Source organism: Paracoccus sp. pheM1 (assembly GCF_018499825.1).
Classification (GTDB): Bacteria; Pseudomonadota; Alphaproteobacteria; order Rhodobacterales; family Rhodobacteraceae; genus Paracoccus; species Paracoccus versutus.
In genome coordinates this window covers 1,723,449-1,743,055 of sequence record NZ_JAGXCX010000001.1, presented here as the reverse complement: position 1 = coordinate 1,743,055, position 19,607 = coordinate 1,723,449, and the positions used below count along the sequence as shown (strand labels likewise).

The 19,607-nt window shown below is 70.1% G+C and carries 18 protein-coding genes, 1 tRNA gene and 1 pseudogene; 11 read left to right on the top strand and 9 right to left on the bottom strand.

From position 1 onward, the window contains the following. The first annotated feature begins 185 nt into the window (after positions 1-185). Positions 186-767 (top strand): YceI family protein, encoded by a 582-nt coding sequence (locus KF941_RS08825; RefSeq protein ID WP_214273126.1) that lies wholly within the window; start codon positions 186-188, stop codon positions 765-767. 68 nt (positions 768-835) lie between these two features. Here KF941_RS08825 and KF941_RS08820 read toward each other — a convergent pair whose 3' ends face one another. Then, complete coding sequence (locus tag KF941_RS08820; RefSeq protein ID WP_052095761.1) at positions 836-1,858, bottom strand: cytochrome-c peroxidase; 1,023 nt, start codon at positions 1,856-1,858, stop codon at positions 836-838. Positions 1,859-2,049: 191 nt separating this feature from the next. Between KF941_RS08820 and prfA the strand changes: the two genes are divergently transcribed. The 3 genes from prfA to KF941_RS08805 all read left to right on the top strand — a co-directional run bounded on the left by prfA (position 2,050) and on the right by KF941_RS08805 (position 4,983). Beyond that, positions 2,050-3,105 carry a peptide chain release factor 1 gene (gene prfA / locus KF941_RS08815; protein WP_036751759.1) on the top strand — a complete coding sequence of 352 codons (1,056 nt, stop codon included), beginning with the start codon at positions 2,050-2,052 and terminating at the stop codon, positions 3,103-3,105. A gap of 4 nt (positions 3,106-3,109) precedes the next feature. Next, positions 3,110-3,937 carry a peptide chain release factor N(5)-glutamine methyltransferase gene (prmC, locus tag KF941_RS08810; RefSeq protein ID WP_214273125.1) on the top strand — a complete coding sequence of 276 codons (828 nt, stop codon included), beginning with the start codon at positions 3,110-3,112 and terminating at the stop codon, positions 3,935-3,937. Between the two features lie 245 nt (positions 3,938-4,182). After that, on the top strand, positions 4,183-4,983 hold the full coding sequence (locus tag KF941_RS08805) for a DUF4167 domain-containing protein (protein WP_114535854.1): 801 nt from the start codon (positions 4,183-4,185) through the stop codon (positions 4,981-4,983). Between the two features lie 3 nt (positions 4,984-4,986). Here the strand turns inward: KF941_RS08805 and rsmA are convergent, their stop codons facing one another. The 7 genes and pseudogenes from rsmA to lptF all read right to left on the bottom strand — a co-directional run bounded on the left by rsmA (position 4,987) and on the right by lptF (position 12,845). After that, the gene (gene rsmA / locus KF941_RS08800) at positions 4,987-5,835 is read right to left on the bottom strand and encodes a 16S rRNA (adenine(1518)-N(6)/adenine(1519)-N(6))-dimethyltransferase RsmA (RefSeq protein WP_214273124.1); all 849 of its coding nucleotides are present in this window, start codon (positions 5,833-5,835) and stop codon (positions 4,987-4,989) included. Continuing rightward, positions 5,832-6,800 (bottom strand): 4-hydroxythreonine-4-phosphate dehydrogenase PdxA, encoded by a 969-nt coding sequence (gene pdxA / locus KF941_RS08795; RefSeq protein WP_214273123.1) that lies wholly within the window; start codon positions 6,798-6,800, stop codon positions 5,832-5,834. The genes rsmA and pdxA overlap by 4 nt, the downstream gene beginning before the upstream one ends. Before the next feature lie 67 nt (positions 6,801-6,867). Further along, positions 6,868-7,677, bottom strand: coding sequence for a peptidylprolyl isomerase (locus tag KF941_RS28340; protein WP_276315864.1), 810 nt, complete (start codon positions 7,675-7,677; stop codon positions 6,868-6,870). Between the two features lie 75 nt (positions 7,678-7,752). Next, positions 7,753-8,154: pseudogene (locus tag KF941_RS28335) on the bottom strand (SurA N-terminal domain-containing protein); the annotation flags it as partial. A 19-nt stretch (positions 8,155-8,173) separates the two neighbouring features. Next, complete coding sequence (lptD, locus tag KF941_RS08785) at positions 8,174-10,579, bottom strand: LPS assembly protein LptD (protein WP_214273121.1); 2,406 nt, start codon at positions 10,577-10,579, stop codon at positions 8,174-8,176. Next, positions 10,579-11,700 (bottom strand): LPS export ABC transporter permease LptG, encoded by a 1,122-nt coding sequence (lptG, locus tag KF941_RS08780; protein ID WP_214273120.1) that lies wholly within the window; start codon positions 11,698-11,700, stop codon positions 10,579-10,581. Before lptG ends, lptD begins: the two co-directional genes overlap by 1 nt. Beyond that, entirely contained in the window at positions 11,697-12,845 is a 1,149-nt protein-coding gene (gene lptF / locus KF941_RS08775) for an LPS export ABC transporter permease LptF (protein ID WP_036751744.1), read from the bottom strand. The genes lptG and lptF overlap by 4 nt, the downstream gene beginning before the upstream one ends. A gap of 129 nt (positions 12,846-12,974) precedes the next feature. Here lptF and KF941_RS08770 point away from each other — a divergent pair, with 129 nt between their 5' ends. Then, positions 12,975-14,576, top strand: coding sequence for a leucyl aminopeptidase (locus KF941_RS08770; RefSeq protein WP_214273119.1), 1,602 nt, complete (start codon positions 12,975-12,977; stop codon positions 14,574-14,576). Continuing rightward, positions 14,576-15,025: a DNA polymerase III subunit chi gene (locus KF941_RS08765; RefSeq protein ID WP_214273118.1), complete on the top strand. Its 450-nt coding sequence runs from the start codon at positions 14,576-14,578 to the stop codon at positions 15,023-15,025. The genes KF941_RS08770 and KF941_RS08765 overlap by 1 nt, the downstream gene beginning before the upstream one ends. A gap of 420 nt (positions 15,026-15,445) precedes the next feature. Here KF941_RS08765 and KF941_RS08760 read toward each other — a convergent pair. Then, positions 15,446-15,520: transfer RNA gene (locus tag KF941_RS08760), tRNA-Thr, on the bottom strand. Between the two features lie 144 nt (positions 15,521-15,664). Here KF941_RS08760 and KF941_RS27940 point away from each other — a divergent pair. The 5 genes from KF941_RS27940 (at position 15,665) to KF941_RS08740 (ending at position 19,606) form a co-directional block, all read left to right on the top strand. Then, positions 15,665-15,853 carry a hypothetical protein gene (locus KF941_RS27940; RefSeq protein WP_114535847.1) on the top strand — a complete coding sequence of 63 codons (189 nt, stop codon included), beginning with the start codon at positions 15,665-15,667 and terminating at the stop codon, positions 15,851-15,853. Beyond that, positions 15,854-17,137: a UDP-N-acetylglucosamine 1-carboxyvinyltransferase gene (gene murA / locus KF941_RS08755; protein WP_036751737.1), complete on the top strand. Its 1,284-nt coding sequence runs from the start codon at positions 15,854-15,856 to the stop codon at positions 17,135-17,137. Continuing rightward, positions 17,130-17,603 carry a DUF2948 family protein gene (locus KF941_RS08750; RefSeq protein WP_114535846.1) on the top strand — a complete coding sequence of 158 codons (474 nt, stop codon included), beginning with the start codon at positions 17,130-17,132 and terminating at the stop codon, positions 17,601-17,603. Before murA ends, KF941_RS08750 begins: the two co-directional genes overlap by 8 nt. Positions 17,604-17,810: 207 nt before the next feature. Then, entirely contained in the window at positions 17,811-19,121 is a 1,311-nt protein-coding gene (hisD, locus tag KF941_RS08745) for a histidinol dehydrogenase (protein ID WP_036751733.1), read from the top strand. Further along, positions 19,118-19,606, top strand: coding sequence for a UPF0262 family protein (locus KF941_RS08740; protein WP_114535844.1), 489 nt, complete (start codon positions 19,118-19,120; stop codon positions 19,604-19,606). Before hisD ends, KF941_RS08740 begins: the two co-directional genes overlap by 4 nt. Position 19,607 lies beyond the last annotated feature (1 nt).

The following is a 19,607-nucleotide window of genomic DNA, read 5'->3' as shown; positions in this document are numbered from 1 at the left end:
GATGCGGCCTTATAGCGGGCAGGCCGGGGAATGCAAGGATAAATGCCCGGAAACCCCGGAAAGTCGCCCCTGCGGCGATACTGTTTCCGCGCTGCGGCGAAACACGAAAATGTCAGGAAACCCTTGTTGATGCGCGGGCATTTTCTGGCAGAACCATCATGATCTTTTTCATTCGGGAGCTCAGCATGAAATCCATCCTCGCCCCTGTCGCCGCGATCGGCCTGCTTGGCGCCAGTGCCGCGATGGCCGAGCCCGTGGTCTATGACTTCGACCCCTCGCACAGCCAGGTCGTCTTCGAATACAACCACATGGGCTTTTCGACCAGCACCGGCATCATCAACGGCGTCACCGGCAAGCTGACGCTGGATGCCGAGAACCCGGCCAATTCCAGCGTCGAGGCGACCATCCCGCTGTCGGGGCTGCGCACCGTCTCCGAGGAGCTGGACAAGCACCTGTTCGGGCCGGATTTCTTCAACACCGATGCCAGCGGCGCCGTCGCGACCTTCAAGTCGACCAAGGTCGAGCCCGAGGACGACAAGGAGGCGAAGGTCACGGGCGATCTGACGCTGAACGGCGTGACCAAGCAGGTGGTGCTGGATGTCGACCTGAACCAGATTGCCGCCCATCCCATGACCAGCAAGGAGGCCGCCGGCTTCGATGCCGAGGCCGAGATCAAGCGTTCCGAGTTCAACCTGGGCAAGTTCGCCCCGGCGGTCGAGGACGAGGTCGAGATCAAGATCACCATCGAGGCCGTCAAGGCCGAGTGATCCGCCGGCCGGACCGCAAGCAAAAGGGGCCCCGCGAGGGCCCCTTTTCGTGTCTCGCCTGCCGCGCCTTACATCGGCGTGGGCAGCGGCGTGGAGTCGGTGCGCACCGGCAGGATCGGGTGGTCGATCACCGGCTGATCGCCGGTCAGCGTGCCCAGGAAGGCGGTGATGTCGTCGGCCTGCTCATCGGTCAGCTCGGTGCCAAGTTGCGCCGAGGACATGATCTGCACCGCTTCTGCCAGATCCCAGACCACGCCCGAGTGGAAATAGGGCGCGGTCAGCGCGACGTTGCGCAACGGCGCGGCGCGGAAGACATATTCGTCGTCAACGGTCTGGCTGATCTCGTAGCGGCCCCTGTCGCCGGCGGGCAGCACCTCGGCGCCGGGCTTGGCGATCAGGCCGAAGGGATGATAGTCCTGCCCGCCGAAGTTCACGCCATAGTGGCAGGCGGTGCAGCCGGTTTCGATGAAGGCTTGCAGCCCGCGTTTTTCCTGGTCGGTCATCGCTGCATCGTCGCCGGCAAGGAAGCGGTCGAAGGCGCTGTTGGGCGTGACCAGCGTGGCCTCGAACTGCTCGATCGCGATGGCGAAATTGTCGAAGGTCACCGGGTCCGCTTCGTCGGGGAAGGCGGCCTTGAAGGATTCGACATATTCCGGCATCGAGTTGATGGTCTTGACCACCTGGTCGGGGGTGTTGCTCATCTCGACACCGGCCTGGACCGGACCCTTGGCCTGTTCGGCAAGGTCGCCGGCGCGGCCGTCCCAGAATTGCGCGGCGTTGAAGATCGCGTTCAGCATGGTGGGGGCGTTGCGCGGCCCTTTCTGCCAGCCGTGCCCGATCGAGGTCGGCAGGCCGTCCACACCGCCAAGGCCGACGTTGTGGCAGGTCTGGCACGAGATCAGCCCGGAGCTGGACATGCGCGGGTCGAAGAACAGCACCTTGCCCAGTTCGATCTTCTCGGCGGTCAGGGGGATGCCTTCGGGATTGTCCTCGGTCTGCTTGATGGCGGTCATCTTTTCGGGAATCGCCTCGAACACCCCCTTGGCTTCCTCGCGCAGGGCGCCGTTGTCGATGGCTTCAGTCTGCGCCATGACCGGCAGAGCGGACAGGGCAAGACTCGTCGCTGTCAGAAAGGGGACGAGTTTCACTTGGGGCCTCCTTTGGCTTGGTGGGCGCGTCTTGCAGCAATCTGCACCAAGACGGCCGGCCTTGCTTTGATCTGGGTCAGATGCCTGCAAGGTTCCGCCTTGTCGGCCCGCGGCTCAACAGCTAATTGCATCAAATGCTGCCGGAAGACCGCCTTGCCCAGATCGTCGCGCGTTTCGAATATCTCGAAGCGCGGCTGCACGCCGGGCCGGCGGCCGAGGAAATCGCCGCGATCAGCCGCGAATATGCGGAACTGAAGCCCGTGGTCGCGCAGATCGGCGAATGGCGCGCCGCGCAGGACGGCATCCGCGAGGCCGAGGCCCTGCTGGCCGATCCCGAGATGCGCGAGCTGGCGCAGGACGAATTGTCGCGCCTGCGCGCCGCACTTCCCGAGCTGGAGCATGCGCTGCGCATCGCGCTTTTGCCGCGCGACGCTGCCGATGCCCGCCCGGCCATCCTGGAGATTCGCCCCGGCACCGGCGGCGAAGAGGCGGCGTTGTTCGCCGGCGACCTGCTGGCCATGTATCGCCGCTTTGCCGAATCGCAGGGCTGGCAGTTCCAGATGCTCGAGCTGGCCGAATCCGACCTGGGCGGCGTGCGTGAGGCGGTGGCGCGGATCGAGGGCGAGGGGGTCTTCGCCAAGCTGAAATACGAATCGGGCGTCCACCGCGTCCAGCGCGTCCCCGAGACGGAATCGGGCGGCCGCATCCATACCAGCGCCGCCACCGTCGCCGTGCTGCCCGAGGCCGAGGCGGTGGATATCGACATCCCCGCCAGCGACATCCGCATCGACACCATGCGCGCCAGCGGCGCCGGCGGCCAGCACGTCAACACCACCGATTCGGCGGTGCGCATCACCCACCTGCCGACCGGCATCGTCGTGACCAGTTCGGAAAAGTCCCAGCACCAGAACCGCGCCAATGCCATGGCCGTGCTGCGCGCGCGGCTTTACGACATGGAGCGGTCGCGCGCCGATGCCGAGCGCGCCGCCGACCGCAAGAGCCAGGTCGGCTCGGGCGACCGCTCGGAACGCATCCGCACCTACAACTTCCCGCAGGGCCGGATGACCGATCACCGCATCGGCCTGACGCTCTATGCGCTCGACCGCATCATGCAGGGCGAGATCGGCGAGATCGTGGCGGCGCTGACCGCGCATGACCAGGCCGCGCGCCTGGCCGCGCAGGGCGCGTGATTCCATGACCGGGGCCGAGGCCCTGCGCCAAGGCGCCGCACGACTCGCCCAGGCCGGCGTGCCCGGCGCGGCCGAGGATGCCCGGCTGCTGCTGGCCCATGCCCTGGACCTGCCGCGCCACCACCTGGCCGCCGCGCTGGCTGCGCCGCTGCCGCCCGAGGCTCTGCGACGTTTCGACGCAACCCTGGCCGCCCGCGCCGCGCGCCAGCCGGTCAGCCAGATCCTGGGCCGCCGCGCCTTCTGGAAGCACGAGTTCCGCGTGACCCGCGACACGCTCGATCCCCGCCCGGAAACCGAGACCCTGGTCGAGGCGGCGCTGGCCGGGCCCTTTGCCTCGGTGCTGGACCTGGGCACCGGCACGGGGGCGATCCTGATCTCGCTTCTGGCCGAGCGGCCGGGTGCGCGCGGGCTTGGCACCGACATCTCGGCCGCCGCGCTGGAGGTGGCGCGGGAAAATGCCAGGACCGTGGGGGTTTGCGCGGATTTCCTTGAATCCGACTGGTTCGCCTCGGTCACGGGGCAGTTCGACCTGATCGTCTCGAACCCGCCCTATATCGCGCTGGACGAGATGGCGCAGCTTGCGCCCGAGGTGCGGGAATGGGAGCCGCGGCAGGCCCTGACCGACGGGGCGGACGGGCTTTCCGCCTATCGCGCCATCGCCACCGGGGCGCCCGCGCATCTGTCGCCCGGCGGCCGGCTGATGGTCGAGATCGGCCCCACGCAGGGCGCGGCCGTGGCGGCGCTGATGCGCGCAGCCGGTCTGGCCGAGCCCCGGATCCTGCCCGACCTGGACGGGCGCGACCGGGTCGTCGCCGCCCGCAAGCCGCTTTGATCCGGCAAGCTTCCGCGCCTTTCGCGGCTTTTGACGAAATTTTCGCTTGTAAGCGGCGCTGCGGCGTGTTTATTCGCAATTGTGACGGGGGCGCACCGCCCACGCACGGGTCAGTCATACTCAGATAATCCAGTTTTACTGGTGACGCGGGAGCCGGAGCAAACGCTGCGCCTGCGCTGACACCCGCCTTCGGAATGACCCCAACCTTAGCCGGCCCTGGCCGGACATAAACTGACAACAAGCTGATGAGATCATCCAAATCCCGTTCGCGTAACAAGTCGAACCGCCAGCGTTCGCTGGGCAATATCGTCAACCGCGTCTTCGATTCCTCGGGCCCCGAGGGCAAGGTGCGCGGCACGCCCCAGCAGATCATCGAGAAATACCTGACGCTCGCCCGCGACGCCCAGCTTTCCAACGACCGGGTGGCCGAGCAGAGCTTTCTTCAGCACGCAGAACATTACACCCGCATGCTGGGCGAGGCGCAGCGCGAGCAGGCCGAGCGCCAAGGCCACCAGCACCAGGGCCGCGACGACGATGCCCAGGACGGCAATGGCTCGGCTGCGTCCGAGAACGGCAATGGCCAGAACGGCCATCACGGCCACCGCCAGGACCGTCACGACCGGCGCGAGGATCGCCGCGACGAGCGTCGCGACGACCGCCGCGAGGAACGCCAGCAGCCCGCCCCCCGCGCGGAAGAACGCGCCCAGCCCGCCGCCGCGCCCGCCGATTCCGGGCTGCCGCCGGTGATCGCTGCCGACGAGGATGCCGCCGGCCCGGTGGAAACCCCGGAAAGCGCCGTCCGGTCCGAAACCCCTGCCGAACCGACCCCGGCCGCACCGGCCCCCGCCGAGAACGCGGCAGCCGGGGAACCGGCCGCCGAGCCCGCCCCTGCGGCGCGCCGGCGCAGCAGCCGCACCACCGGGGCGGCCGCGCCGCGCAGCCGCAAGAAACCGGCCGAGGAAGGTGCCAAGGCCCCGGCGAAAACCGGCCGCGGACAGGGTGCCAAGGCGGCAAAGACCCAGGCCGAAAGCGCCTCCGGCGAATGAAGCTCAGCGCGGCGCGGCGGCCAGGCCCCGCGCCAGCGCGCAGAATTGCTCCAGCCCGACCTCTTCTGCGCGGGCGGTGGGGGCGATGCCGGCCTGGACCAGCAGCGATTCGATCTCGGGATGCAGCCCCTTCAGCGAGGCGCGCAGCATCTTGCGGCGCTGGTTGAAGCCCGCCGCCACCACCCGGTTCAGCACCGCCGGATCGGCCGGATAGCGCGGCTCGGGCAGGGCGGTCAGGTGGACGACCGCCGAATGCACCTTGGGCGCGGGAACAAAGGCTTCGGGCGGCAGGGTCATCACCACCCGCGCCTCGCTGCGCCATTGCGCCAGCACGGCCAGCCGGCCGTAAGCCTTGCCGCCCGGCTGCGCCACGATGCGCTCGGCCACCTCTTTCTGGAACATCAGCGTCAGCGACTGCCAGAAGGGCGGCCAGGCTGCCGGCGTCAGCCAGCGGATCAGCAATTCGGTGCCGACATTATAGGGCAGGTTCGCGACGATGCGGATCGGCGGCGACAGATGCGCCAGCGGATCGACCTCCAGCGCATCGCCATGGATCACCTCCAGCCGGCCGGGATAGGCGGCGGCGATCTCGGCCAGGGCGGGCAGGGCGCGCGCGTCCTTCTCGATCGCCAGCACATGCCGCGCACCCTCGGCCAGCAAGCCGCGGGTCAGCCCGCCCGGACCGGGGCCGACCTCGATCACGTCGCAGCCGGTCAGGTCGCCGGCGGCGCGGGCGATCTTGGCGGTCAGGTTCAGGTCCAGCAGGAAATTCTGCCCCAGCTGCTTCTTGGCGCGCAACTCATGGCGCGCGATCACCTCGCGCAGCGGCGGCAGCCCGTCGATGGCGCTCATCGCCGCACCGCCATCTCATGCGCCATGCGCAGGGCGGCGACGACGCTTTGCGCATCCGCGATGCCCTGGCCGGCGATGTCGAAGGCGGTGCCGTGATCGGGCGAGGTGCGCACGAAGGGCAGGCCCAGGGTCACGTTCACCCCGCCGGCGAAATCCAGCGTCTTGATCGGGATCAGCGCCTGGTCGTGATAGGCGCAAAGCGCCGCGTCGTAACGCGCCCGCGCGGCCGGATGGAACATGGTATCGGCCGGCAGCGGCCCGCGCAGGTCGAACCCCTCGCGCCGCAGCCGCTCGACCAGGGGCACCATCCAGCGTGCTTCCTCGTCGCCCATGACGCCGTTCTCGCCGGCATGGGGGTTCAGCCCGGCGATGGCCAGCCGCGGCTGCGCCAGGCCGAAATCGCGCCGCATCGCGGCATCGGTGGTGCGGATCGCCTGCTCCAGCCGCAGGGGCGTCAGCGCCAGCGGCACCTCGGACAGCGGGATGTGGATCGTCACCGGCACCACCCGGCAGGGCGGCTCGACACGGGTCGAGGCCAGCATCATCACCACCGGCACGTCGCCCGCCAGATGCGCCAGATATTCGGTATGGCCGGGAAAGCCGAAGCCGGCGCCGCGCTTCAGCGCCTCCTTGTTGATCGGCAGGGTGCAGATGCCGCCGGCCGCGCCGGACATGGCCAGGTCGACCGCGCGGGCGATGACCTCGACCACCGCCGGCGCATTGGCGGGATCGGGCCGGCCCGGCACCGCCGGCGCCGGGAAGTCATGGCGCAGCACCGCCAGCACGCCCTCGGCCACCGGCTCGCCCGGCGCCGCGACCTCGGCCCAGGCGGTGCCATCGGGCAGATGCCGCGGATCGCCCAGGAACACGAATGGCACGCCCGAGGCCAGCGCCTTGGGCGCAAGCTCCGGCCCGACGCCCGCCGGCTCGCCGCAGGTCAGGATGATGGGGCGGGCTTCAGTCATCTTCTCCGTTTCCCAAATACCCTCTGGGGGTCCGGGGGGCGAAGCGCCCCCGGTGGCTCAACCGGGCTCAAGGCCGCCGGATGATTGCATTGGCCCGCAACTCGGCCAGGTAGTTGTCGGCAGCCTGGCCGACCTTGCGGCTGAAGATCTGGCTGCGCATCTCTTCGCGGTCCGGCAGCGCGTCGGGATCGGGCGCGGCGGCCGTCTCGCCCTCGGCCGTCACCGCCACCGGCGCCTCCGCCGCGGCGCCGGTGGCCAGCAGCGCGGATTGGCGCTTGCACAGCATCAGCAATTCGGCCGCGCCGCCCTGGCTGACCACCGAGGTCTCGTTGTCGTCCAGCACCGCCAGCCGCAGCGCCTCGGCGGCCGGGATCTGGCCTTGCGGCAGGGTCTGGCGCTGGATCTGCTCGGGCGGCAGGCCGCGGGCATGGACGAAAAGATCGGCGCAGCTGTCGGAAAGCGCCGCGATCCGGTTCGCCTCGGCCAGGCTGGCCAGCCGGAAGCGCACGTAGTCCAGCACCTGTTCCCTGGCGCCGGGACGCAGCGCGCCGCGGCTGTCGCGCAGGAAGAACAGCACCACCGCGCCCTCGACGGTCAGGGGCTGGCTGATCTGGCCGGGCTTCATCGACAGGATGATCGGCCGCAACGAGGGGGGCAGGTTCTCCAGCGGCATCCAGGGCAGCCGCCCGCTTTCCTCGGCCGAGGGCGTCGCGGAATGCTGCCGCGCCGCCGCGGCGAAATCCGCCTCCGAGCGCACGCTCTGCACCAGCGATTCCGCCAGGCCCATGGCCTGCGCCTCCTGGCCGGGCGGCGCGGGGATGATCAGTTCGGACAGCGCGACATGGGTGATGCGCGGCGTCTCGATCAGGCGCTGCATTTCCTGGTCCAGCTCGGCGTCGCTGACCTGGACCTGCGGCACCAGGCGCTGGCGCACCACCTCGCGCCAGACAATGCCGGCGGCGACGAAATCGCGGAAGGTCTGCTGTTCGACCCCGGCCTGGGCCAGGGCGCGGGTGAATTCCTCGACGCCAAGATTGGCGCGGCCGGCGAACTCGGCCAGGCCGGCGTCGATCTGGGCGTCGCTGGCGGTGATGCCCATCTGGTCCGCGGCAAACAGGCGCAGCCGGTCGTCGATCAGCGCCTGCTCGGCCGAGGCGCGGTCGGCATCGGGCGCGCGCAGGATCTGCAGGAAGCGGATGCGCTGTTCCAGCTCATAGCGGGTGACGGCCGAATCGTTGACATAGACCAGCGGCTGGAACGGATTGCCCTGCGCAAAGGCCGGGGCCACCCCGCCTGCTGCCAGCATCGCGGCCATGGCCGCCCCCAGAAGAATTCGCCGCATCAGCTCCCTCGCCGCATGGTTTCGCCGGACATTAGCGCAGGCAGGCGCGGCGCGCCACCGTTCCCGGACCGGGCTTTTGCTGGCCGAAGCCGCCCAGCCGGATGCCCAGGTCCAGCCGGGTGTCCGGCCGCACCTCTTCCGATGAGGTAAAGCGCCGCTCGACCGACATTTCGACGGTTATGCATTCATTGCGGTATTCCAGGCCCAGTTGCGCCTTTTGCGCGCGATCGGCGGTGAAGTCATACCGCGTCTCGGTCGTGGCCCACCAGCCGGGCGCGACCTGCCAGCCCCCGGCCATGGTCAGTTCCGACACATCCTTGTCGCGGCTTTCGCCTTCATCCGAATCAAGCCAGAGATAGCCGGCCGAGACCTGCAGTCCCGGCCTGAACCAGCCCAGCCGCAGCTCGTTGCGGCTGATCGAGAAACCGTCGTCGAACAGCGCGCGGTTGGCGATGGCAAGCCCGTTCGACCCCGAGTAATGCGCCGCCAGCAGCCAGTCCGAGCGCTTGCCGCCCAAGGGGCCGCCGTCCCAGAACCCCGGATCGGTGGCGCCGCTTTCGAAGGCCGCGTCGGCCTCGTCGCGAAAGACGCGCCCGGCGGTCAGGCCGATGGACCAGCCGGCCGGGTCGATCCGGGTCCAGCCGATGCCCAGGTTGGCGCGCCAGCCCGATTCGCGCGCATCCCAGCCCGGAAAGCGGTTCAGCGCGAACAGGTTGCCCTCGTCGAATTCGATCAGCTGGCTGTCCTCGTTCGGCACCTTGTCCTCGGCGTCGCGTTCGGGCGACCAGACCAGCTGCGCCACCGGCTCGACGATATGGGTGACGCCGCCGGAATGGCGGGCGAAGGGCCAGCGCAGCTCGGCCGCCAGCACCGGATCGGCCCGCACCACCCAGTCGTCATAATCGCTGTCCTGGTTGATGCGGTAGAAATCGGCGTCCAGCCGGGTCTCGACCGTGCCGACCAGCCCGCCGGGCAGGATCGCGCTGCGATACCAGTCCAGCGCGACCGAGCCGCGCGCCATGTCGCGGCCGTCGCGATCCAGCGAGGACGAGCGGCGGTGGGCGTGCAGCGACCATTCCAGGCTGGCGATGCCGCCGATCCGGCCGGGGGTCCAGCGCCGCTTCCACAGCGCATCGGCGACGACCGAGGGGGTGAACTCATCGGCCTCGTCCTCGCGCAGCGATTCGTAATTGCCGATCCGCGCCATCATCATGCGGTCGCGGCGCACGCGGTCCAGCGTCAGCCCGCTCCACAGCCGGTCGGCGCTGGAGATGTCGTAATCCAGCAGATAGGCGCGGTTGCTGGCCATCTGGATCTGCAAGCCCAGCATGTAGCCGCGCGGCAGCTCGAACCGCGCGCCGCCGAACAGATAGCCGCGGGTGCGACCCTGCTCGATGCTGTCGCGCGAGATGGCGCCGTTCCATTCCATCGCGCCGTTGCTGAAGGCCTGGCGATAGCGCAGCTCCAGCGTGCGGGTGCGCGAAACGGCGACATAGGGCGTCAGCGTGATGTCCGCATGATCGCCCAGCGTGACGAAATAGGGCAGCTTGATGCCGAACCCCAGCCCCGAGGTGGTGCGGAACTGCGGCCGCAGGAATCCGGTCATGCGCTCGACGCTGGGGTCGGGCGCGGTCAGCCAGGGCAGGCTGGCGATGGGCAGGCCAAGCGCGCGCAGCTGCGGGCGGTCGAAATGCAGCTTGTTCGTGCGCGCATCATGGGTGATGGCCTGGGCGCGGATTTCCCACAGCGGGATCGGGTTCTCGGCGCAGATCTGGCAGCTGGAGGCGACGACATTGTCCAGCCGGGTGACGGCGCCGTTCTCGCTGCGGCGCATCTCGCGCGCGGCCATCTGCATCTCGCGCGCCAGCACCAGCCGGGCGCCGCGCAGGACGCCGTCCTGCATGTTCGGGTCCAGCTGGGCGCTGTCGGCGATCAGGATGGTTTCCTGGGGCGTGCCGGCGCGGGCCGGTTCGGTCAAGTGGATCGGCCCCTCGATCACCGCCGAGCCGGTTTCGTTGTCATAGACCACGCGCGAGGCGATCAGCCGCGCGCCGCGATACCAGATCACCACCCCGCCCGAGGCGGTCAGCCGGTTGTCCGCGCCCAGCGTGACCTGGTCGGCCAGCAGCGTGGCCGGGCTGCCGGTGCCCTCGGCCTCGCTGCCGGTGATGCGCAGGCCGCCGGACCGGGCGGCGACGCGGGGCGTCTGCGACGCCTCGGTGCCGTCGGCGAAGCGGGCGCTGTCATCGGGGCTTTCGGTCGGGGCCAGCGCCGGGCCGGCGGGGCCCTGCGGCACCTCTTCGGGCTGGTCATAGACCGGCAGGGTCTGGCCCTCGGGCGTCAGGCTTTGCCCCAGCGCCATGCCGGGCAGCATGGCCGCCAGCAGCGCCGCGCGCGCCGTTTTCGCAGTCTTGCGTCCCTTGTGCCTGCGCGCCATCAACCGTCCTCCAGCCGCAAGAGTGCCCCGAGGGCGAAAAGCAGCGCCACGACGGGCGGCGCCCAGCCGGCCAGCGCCGGCGGGATGCCGCCGTTGTCGCCCAGCACCTGTGCCAGGTTGCGCAGGAAGAACAGCGCGATGCCGCAGCCGAAGGCGCCCAGCACCAGAAGCCCCATCCGGCGCCCGCGCATGTGGCGCATGGTGAACACCGCCGCGATGGCGATCATGGCCGCCATCAGCAGCGGCCGGGCCAGTTCCATCTGGAACCAGACCTTGTGGCGCTGGGCGGAAAAGCCCGCCCGCTCCAGCCCCTGGATAAAGGCAGGCAGTTGCCAGACCGGGATCGCCTCGGGCCGGCCGAAGCTGTCGCGGATGCGGGCGGCGGTCAGGTCGGTCGGCAGCTCCAGCCGCGGCGCGGTTCGGGCCATGGCCTCGGGGTTGGGCTGGGTCAGCGGCCATTCCTTGGTGTCCGTCAGCTCCCATGCGCCCTGGGTCAGCCGCGCGGTGGCGGCGTCGATACGGCGGGTCGGCCCGGTCTCGGGCGAATACACCATGAAGGTCGCGTCATACAGCGTCGTGGCATCGGGGCTGGCGCGGCTGGCGCGGATGACGACCTGGCCCGCGGTCTCGGCCCCGTTCGCGTCCAGCTCGGGCAGGGCCTGGCGCAGCCAGACCGCATTGTCGCCGACGCTGACGGTCTGGCCGCCGCCGCTGCGCATCTGCGCGACCGCGTCGTCATAGCGCTTGGTCGTCGCCGCCACCATCGGGTTCAGCACCGCGACCGCCAGCATCCCGGCCAGCGCCGCCGTGATCGCCGGGGCGCAAAGCACCCGGATGCCCGAACGCCCCGAGGCGCGGATCGCCACCAGTTCCGAGCTGCGCGACAGGCCCAGGAACAGCGCGATCCCCGCCAGCACCGTGATCAGCGGCAGGATGGAATAGAAGCTGGCGGTGATGTTCAGCAGCGACAGGCCCGCCGCGCCGGAAAGCCCGATATTCTCGTCCGAGAAGCGGCGGATCTGCTCGACCACGTCGATCAGGAACAGGATGGCGCCGAAGATCGCCGCGATCATCACCAGCATGCGCAGGAAGCGCCGCGCGACATAGGTGGACAGGATCATGCCGCGCCCCCTTTTGCCGCGGTCGCCTTGGCGGCGCCGCGCAGCCGCCGCGGCCGGGCGGCAAGCCACAGCACCGCGGCGCAGATCGCAGCGCCGACCAGGGGCGAGACATAGATCAGCGGCCAGCGCGCGGCATTGCCGGCGACCTGGTTCTCGGCCGCCGTGCTGAGGAACTGCACCACGATCAGCGCCACCACCGCCCAGATCACCTGCCGCCAGACGCCGAAGCGGCTGAAGCCGCCCAGCAGCAGCATGCCAAAGCCCAGCAGCGCCGCCACCGGCGCCTGGAAGGGCTTGGCCAGCCGTTCATGCGCCTCGGCCAGGGCGCGGTCGGGGGTGGCGCCGGTCGCGGCCAGCAGCTCGGGGTCGGGATCCAGCAGCCGCGGCGTCGAATAGGCGCGCAGGTCGCGCTTGCGGCTGGCACCCGTGTCGATCAGCGTGCCGAGGTCATAGGCCAGTTCGGAGAACCGCGTCACCGACAGGCTTTGCCGGTCGCCGGCGTGGCGCAGATCCTGCACCATGCCCTGCATCATCACCAGCCGCGGCCCCTCGTCGGTCCTGACCAGCAGCGCCTCGGCCGCGGTATAGGTGGTCTGGCTGCCGGGGTCGCGGGCGTCCTCGAGGAAGAAGTCCACCAGACGCCCGTCCGCCGCGATGTCGCGGATGTAAAGCGTGACCCCCTGCACCGGATACTGGAAGGCGCCGGCGCGCAGGAATTGCGCGGTGACGTTCTGCGCGATCTCGGCCTGGCGGTCGGCCAGCCGTCCGCGCGCCATCGGGACCACGGCATGGACCAGCAGCGCCACCATCAGCCCGACCAGCACGCCAAAGACCAGCACCGGCCGCGCCAGCCGCCAGGGCGACATGCCCGTCGCCTGCATCGCCACCAGCTCGGATTCCGAGGCCAGCCGGTTGGTGCCATAGGCGCTGGCCGCGAAGGCCGCGATCGGCAGCACGACCGAGATCACCAGCGGCAGGGTCAGCGCGGTGAACTCCAGCACCACCAGCGCCGTCTGCCCGTCCGAGATCAGCTGCTCGAACAGCGAGACGGCGCGGTTGATCCAATAGACCGAGACCAGCACCAGCGCGAAGAACCCGAACAGGGTCAGCAGTTGCGACAGGATGTAGCGGTCGATGCGGGGCATGGGGGCTTTCGCGGGCTCGGACCCCGCCTGATTAGCCGCTGCGCGGCGGTTGGGAAAGCCCCGGCTCTGGTCAAGCCGCGCGGGCGTGACTAGTTTCCGCCAAGACAGAGCAACGCGAGGGGCGGGACCATGACTCATCCGGTCGAAATTTCCTTTACGGCGACGGATGTCGCGGGGCTGGCCGAGCGGCCCGGCCGCGTCGCCATCCTGGTGCCCAAGGCGGGGCGGTTGCCCGCCGGACTGCCGCGCGCCACGCGCGAGGCGCTGGGGCGCGCCTTCGCCTCGGAGGCATGGAAGGCGGTCAAGCCCGGCAAGGCGCTGGAACTGGCCTTTCCCGCCGGGCTGAAGGCCGAATCGCTGCAGCTCGTGCTGCTGCCGGCCGATGCCGACGTGGCGACGGCGCGGGCGGCGGGCGCCAGCATCGGCGCCAAGCTGGGCAAGGCCGAGACGCTGGTGCTGGCCGGCAACCATGCGCGCGCGGCCGAGGTCGCGCTGGGGCTGGCGCTGCGGGCCTATGACTTCTCGGCCTACAAGACGAAGAAATCCGGCAATGGCGCCGCCGCCGAGGGAGAGGCCCCGGCCGAGCCCGCCGCGACCACCAGCCGCACCGGCGCGCCCCAGGATGCGCGGCTGTCCGATGCGGCAGGCACCGACGATCCGGCATCCGAGCCCACCCAGGGCGCCACGCCGCGCGGCCGGGTGATCTTCATGCACCAGAACCCCGAGGCGCTGGCCCGCGCCGCGGCCGATGGCGCCGCCCTGGCCGAGGGGGTGTTCTTCACCCGCGACCTGGTGAACGAGCCCGCCAACGTCCTGACCACCGGCGATTTCGCCGACCGGCTGCTGGCCATGCGCGAGCTGGGCCTCGAGGTCGAGGTGCTGGAAGAGGACGAACTGGCCAAGCAGGGGATGCGCGCGCTGCTGGCCGTGGGGCAGGGTTCCGAAAGCCCGTCCAAGGTCGTGGTCATGCGCTGGAACGGCGGCGGCGATGCCGCGCCGCTGGCGCTGGTCGGCAAGGGCGTGGTCTTCGACACCGGCGGCATCTCGATCAAGCCCGCCGCCGGCATGGAAGAGATGACCATGGACATGGGCGGCGCGGGCGTGGTCGCCGGCGTCATGCGGGTGCTGGCGCTGCGCCGGGCCAACGCCAATGTCGTGGGCCTGGTCGGCCTGGTCGAGAACATGCCCGACGGCCGCGCCCAGCGTCCGGGCGACATCGTCCGCTCGATGAAGGGCGACACGATCGAGGTGATCAACACCGATGCCGAGGGCCGGCTCGTGCTGGCCGATGTGCTTTGGTATGCGCAGCAACGCTTCAAGCCCGCCGCCCTGGTCGACCTGGCGACGCTGACCGGCGCCGTCATCATCGCGCTGGGGCATGAGAATGCCGGCGTGTTCTCGAACGACGACGCCTTCGCCACCGCGGTGCTGGACGCCGCCAAGGCCGAGGGCGAGGGCGCCTGGCGCCTGCCGTTGGGCCCGGCCTATGACAAGCTGATCGATTCGCGCCTGGCCGACATCAAGAACACCGGCGGTCGCGCGGCCGGCTCGATCACCGCGGCGCAGTTCCTGCAGCGTTTCGTGGGCGAGGGCCTGCCCTGGGTGCATCTGGACATTGCCGGGGTGGCGCTGCCGCCCGCCGAGACCGGGCTTGCGCCCAAGGGCGCATCCGGCTGGGGGGTGATGACGCTGGACCGGCTGGTGCGCGACCGTTTCGAAAGGCGGGGCTGATGGGCTCGGCCCTGTTCTATCACCTGACCCGCTCGGGCCCGGTGCAGCTCTTGCCGATGCTGATCGGCAAGAGCCTGCAGGCGGGCTGGCGGGTCGAGCTGCGGGGCAGGGACCGGGCGCGGCAGGTGGCCCTGGACGAACGGCTGTGGCTGGGCGAGGGCTTCCTGCCGCATGGCCTGGCCGGCGGGCCGCATGACGCCCGCCAGCCGGTGCTGCTGTCCGTCGAGGGCCAGGCGGCCGCCAATGACCCGCGCTGCCTGATCGCGCTGGACGGGGCCGGGGTGTCGGGTGCCGAATGCCTGGCGCTGGAACGCGCCTGCATCGTCTTCGACGGCAATGACGCAGAGGCCCTGGAGCGCGCCCGGACGCAATGGCGGGCGCTGAAGGCCGAGGATGTCGCCGCGGAATACTGGTCCGAGGCCGGCGGCCGCTGGGAACGCAAGCAGTAGGGCGGGGCGGACACCTCCGGGCTTCTCGCCGGACCATCCGCCCTGCCGCCGACGCGACGGACAGGGCACTGGGGCGGGAACAGCATCCCTGCGACCTCGTCGCACAAGGTCGCGCAAGGGCGGGCGGCCGTCTTCAAGGGGCTGCGTAACCCACAGGACACGCTGGAAATCGCGGCGCTTTTCCGTCGAGGAGACCGTGGCAGAGGGCCGGGGAGCTTCCTGCCCCTGGACCAGCTCGGAAACGAGCCTGCGGGCGGGCACCGCTTGCGTTTCCGGGCCGCCCGTCGGCAGCTGCGACAGGGTCGGCAGGCTTGCACGGCTAATCCGCAAACTGCGCCCCGGCACGCATCAACTGCACCGGCCAGCCGCTGCAATGCAGGAAGTCCCAGGGTCTGCAGGCCAAGATGTGAAGGTATGAGATGGTGCTGCGAGAGAGGATTGAACTCTCGACCTCTCCCTTACCAAGGGAGTGCTCTACCACTGAGCTACCGCAGCGCCGTGGACGGGGCTTTAGACCGACTGTGCCGGGCGTGCAAGGGGGAAGATCGGGAAAAATGCATTTCGCCGATCGTTGCCGATCGCCGCGCGGCCAGGGCGCCGCCGCTGGACGCAAGCCGGCAAGGACGCTAACAGAAAGGCATGACAAGAACACCCCGCGATCCCCAGGACGATACACGCGAAGCGCGGCTCAAGGCCGCGCTGCGGGCCAATCTCGCGCGGCGCAAGGCGCAGGGGCGCGCGCGGGCCGGGACATCGGCGGAAACGACGAACGAGCAGCATGGGCCAGGGATGCCGCCAAGCCGGCAAGCGCCTACGAACGAGGAATAGATGGACCAGATCATTGTAAGGGGGAACGGGCCGCTCAAGGGCGAGATCCCGATCGCCGGCGCCAAGAACGCCTGCCTGGCGCTGATGCCGGCGACCCTGCTGACCGACCAGCCGCTGACGCTGACCAATGCGCCGCGGCTTTCGGACATCCGCACCATGACCGCGCTCCTGCAATCGCTGGGGGCCGAGGTCGCCAGCCTCCAGGACGGGCAGGTGCTGGCGCTGTCGAGCCACGACCTGACCAGCCACCGGGCCGATTACGACATCGTGCGCAAGATGCGCGCCTCGATCCTGGTGCTGGGGCCGATGCTGGCGCGCGACGGCCATGCCGTCGTGTCCCTGCCCGGCGGCTGCGCCATCGGCGCCCGGCCGGTGGACCTGCACCTGCGCGCGCTCGAGGCGATGGGGGCGGAACTCGACCTGCGCGAGGGCTATGTCCATGCCAAGGCGCCCTCGGGCGGCCTCAGGGGCGCGGTGATCGACTTTCCGCTGGTCTCGGTCGGGGCGACCGAGAACGCGCTGATGGCGGCGACGCTGGCGCGGGGCACGACCGTGCTCAACAACGCCGCGCGCGAGCCCGAGATCGTGGACCTGGCCGAATGCCTGCGCCGCATGGGCGCGCAGATCGAGGGTGAAGGCACCTCGACCATCACCGTCGAGGGCGTGCAGGCGCTGGGCGGCGCCACGCATCCGGTGGTGACGGACCGGATCGAGCTGGGCACCTACATGCTGGCCCCGGCGATCTGCGGCGGCGAGGTCGAATGCCTGGGCGGCCGCATCGACCTGGTCGCCGCCTTCTGCGAAAAGCTGGACGAGGCCGGCATCGAGGTGGTCGAAACCGGGCGCGGGCTGAAGGTCGCGCGCAAGAACGGCCGGATCCGCGCGGTCGACGTGGTGACCGAACCCTTCCCCGGCTTCCCGACCGACCTTCAGGCGCAGATGATGGCGCTGCTCTGCACCGCCGAGGGCACCTCGGTCCTGGAGGAGCGGATCTTCGAGAACCGCTTCATGCATGCCCCGGAACTGGCGCGCATGGGCGCCCGGATCGAGGTTCACGGCGGCCACGCCACCGTCCACGGCGTCGAAAAGCTGCGCGGCGCCCCGGTGATGGCCACCGACCTGCGTGCCTCGGTCAGCCTGATCCTCGCCGGGCTCGCCGCCGAGGGCGAAACCATCATCAGCCGCGTCTATCACCTGGATCGCGGCTATGAGAAGGTGGTGCGCAAGCTGCGCGGCGTCGGCGCCGATATCGAACGCATCAAGGAGACCCCCGCCGATGGCTGACGCCCGTTTCACCGATGCCGATCCCGCGCCGCTGGCGCTGCTGGCCGGCGATGCCGACGACCTGACCGTGATCTCGACGCTTACGCAGGATGCGATCCTGCCGGTGACCGAGATCGCCTATGACAGCCGCCACCGCCAGCTGGCGCTGCTCCTGAACCGCTTTCGCTGGGAGGATGCCGAACTCGCCCGCCGCGACGGCCGCCCCTATGAGCGGGTGCGCTCGGTGCTGCTGATCTCGGACGTGCAGCGGGTGCTGAGCGACGGCATCGACCGCAAGGACAAGGATCTGGTCCTGGAACTGCTGGCCCTGACATGGCAGGCGGGCGAGGATGGCACCGGCCGTCTGCTGCTGGAGTTCGCCGGCGACGGCACGCTGGCCATCGACGCGGAATGCCTGAACGTCGAGCTGCGCGACGTGACGCGGCCCTATGTCGCCCCCTCGCGCCGCGCGCCCCAGCACACTTGATCCGCCGCGCACTTCAGGGTGCGCGTACGCCGGTTTCGCGGCCGGATGGGTATTTGGGGAACGAAGAAGACGAGCGCTTCTCTGTTCCACAAATACTCGAATCCGGCCTTGCATCCCGCGCTGAACGGGCAGGTTCAGCGCTGCCATAGCCGCTTGAGCCCCTTGCCCGCAGCGGCTAACAAGGGCGGGTCATTGAAGGCTCGAGCCATGCCCATCCACCTTTCGACCGCCCAGCCCGATTTCGCCGAACGCTTCGCCGCGCTTCTTTCGATGAAGCGCGAGGATGCGGCCGATGTGAACGATGCGGTGGCGGCGATCATCGCCGATGTGCGCAGCCGGGGCGACGACGCGCTGGTCGAGTTGACCGGGCGTTTCGATCGCCTGGCGCTGACGCCGGAAACGCTGGCCTTCTCGCGCGAGGAGATCGCCGCGCAGACCGCGAAGGTCTCGGCCGAGGATCGCGCCGCCCTGGCCATGGCTGCGAGCCGCATCCGCGCCTATCATGCCCGGCAGATGCCCGACGATCTCAGCTGGACCGATCCCGAGGGCGCGACCCTGGGCTGGCGCTGGACGCCGGTCGCGGCCGCGGGGCTCTATGTGCCGGGCGGGCAGGCGAGCTATCCCTCGTCGGTGCTGATGAATGCCATTCCCGCGCGGGTGGCGGGGGTCGAGCGGCTGGTGGTCTGCGTGCCGACGCCCGGCGGCGTGGTGAACCCGCTGGTGCTGCTGGCGGCCGAACTGGCCGGGGTGGACGAGATCTATCGCATCGGCGGGGCGCAGGCGATCGCCGCCATGGCCTATGGCACCCGGACCATCCGGCCGGTGGACAAGATCACCGGCCCCGGCAATGCCTATGTCGCGGCAGCCAAGCGGCAGGTCTTCGGCCGTGTCGGCATCGACATGATCGCCGGCCCTTCGGAGGTGCTGATCATCGCCCAGGGCGCGCAGAACCCGGAATGGCTGGCGCTGGACCTGCTGGCCCAGGCCGAGCATGATGCCGATGCCCAGTCGATCCTGGTCACTCCCGACGAATCCCTGGCCCGCGCCGTGGTGGCCGAGGTCGAGCGCATCCTGCCGACCCTGCCGCGCGCCGAGGTGGCGGGCGCCAGCTGGCGCGATTATGGCACGGTGATCGTGACGCGCGACCTCGACGAGGCGGCGGCGCTTTCGGACCGGCTCGCCCCGGAGCATCTGGAGCTTTGCGTCGACGATCCCGAGGCGCTGGCGGAAAAGACGCGCCATGCCGGGGCGATCTTCCTGGGCGGCTGGACGCCCGAGGCGGTGGGCGATTATGTCAGCGGTCCCAACCATGTCCTGCCGACGGCGCGCTCGGCGCGGTTCTCGTCGGGCCTGTCGGTGATGGATTTCCTCAAGCGCAGCACCATCGCCCGGCTCTCGCCCCAGGCGCTGGGGGCGATCGGCCCGGCCGCGGTGCGGCTGGCCGAATCCGAGGGGCTTTCGGCGCATGGCCGCTCGGTCTCGGCGCGGCTGGCGGTTCTGAACGGGGGGCAGCCATGAGCCAGTCCACGAACCGGCTGTGCCGGATCGACATCGACGACAGCGCCCTGCCGCCGCCCACGCCCGAGATCGAGCAGGACCGCCGCGTCGCGGTCTTCGACCTGCTCGAGGACAACAGCTTCATCCTGCCCGGCCGCGAGGGGCAGGAGGTTCCTGCCGGCCCCTATGCCCTGGCGCTGGCGGTGCGCGAACGCCGCCTGGTCTTCGACATCGCCACCGAAGCGGGGGACAAGGTGGCCGAGTTCCACCTGTCGCTGGGTCCGTTCCGGCAGACGGTCAAGGATTACTTCCAGATCTGCACCAGCTATTTCGACGCGGTCAAGCGCCTGCCGCCGGCGCAGATCGAGGCGATCGACATGGCCCGGCGCGGCATCCACAACGAGGGCGCCCGCACCCTGCAAGAGCGGCTGGAGGGCAAGGCCGAGGTCGACATAGACACGGCGCGGCGCCTGTTCACCCTGATCTGCGCGCTCGTTCCGGGGTGAT

Coding starts and splice junctions, on each gene's coding strand:
- murA (WP_036751737.1), top strand. CDS start 15,854: ATGGACCAGATCATTGTAAGGGGGAACGGGCCGCTCAAGGGCGAGATC.
- rsmA (WP_214273124.1), bottom strand. CDS start 5,835: ATGAGCGCCATCGACGGGCTGCCGCCGCTGCGCGAGGTGATCGCGCGC.
- KF941_RS08765 (WP_214273118.1), top strand. CDS start 14,576: ATGGGCTCGGCCCTGTTCTATCACCTGACCCGCTCGGGCCCGGTGCAG.
- KF941_RS08805 (WP_114535854.1), top strand. CDS start 4,183: ATGAGATCATCCAAATCCCGTTCGCGTAACAAGTCGAACCGCCAGCGT.
- pdxA (WP_214273123.1), bottom strand. CDS start 6,800: ATGACTGAAGCCCGCCCCATCATCCTGACCTGCGGCGAGCCGGCGGGC.
- KF941_RS27940 (WP_114535847.1), top strand. CDS start 15,665: ATGACAAGAACACCCCGCGATCCCCAGGACGATACACGCGAAGCGCGG.
- lptF (WP_036751744.1), bottom strand. CDS start 12,845: ATGCCCCGCATCGACCGCTACATCCTGTCGCAACTGCTGACCCTGTTC.
- KF941_RS08825 (WP_214273126.1), top strand. CDS start 186: ATGAAATCCATCCTCGCCCCTGTCGCCGCGATCGGCCTGCTTGGCGCC.
- lptG (WP_214273120.1), bottom strand. CDS start 11,700: ATGATCCTGTCCACCTATGTCGCGCGGCGCTTCCTGCGCATGCTGGTG.
- KF941_RS08770 (WP_214273119.1), top strand. CDS start 12,975: ATGACTCATCCGGTCGAAATTTCCTTTACGGCGACGGATGTCGCGGGG.
- prfA (WP_036751759.1), top strand. CDS start 2,050: ATGCTGCCGGAAGACCGCCTTGCCCAGATCGTCGCGCGTTTCGAATAT.
- prmC (WP_214273125.1), top strand. CDS start 3,110: ATGACCGGGGCCGAGGCCCTGCGCCAAGGCGCCGCACGACTCGCCCAG.
- KF941_RS28340 (WP_276315864.1), bottom strand. CDS start 7,677: ATGCAGCGCCTGATCGAGACGCCGCGCATCACCCATGTCGCGCTGTCC.
- KF941_RS08820 (WP_052095761.1), bottom strand. CDS start 1,858: ATGGCGCAGACTGAAGCCATCGACAACGGCGCCCTGCGCGAGGAAGCC.
- lptD (WP_214273121.1), bottom strand. CDS start 10,579: ATGGCGCGCAGGCACAAGGGACGCAAGACTGCGAAAACGGCGCGCGCG.
- KF941_RS08750 (WP_114535846.1), top strand. CDS start 17,130: ATGGCTGACGCCCGTTTCACCGATGCCGATCCCGCGCCGCTGGCGCTG.
- hisD (WP_036751733.1), top strand. CDS start 17,811: ATGCCCATCCACCTTTCGACCGCCCAGCCCGATTTCGCCGAACGCTTC.
- KF941_RS08740 (WP_114535844.1), top strand. CDS start 19,118: ATGAGCCAGTCCACGAACCGGCTGTGCCGGATCGACATCGACGACAGC.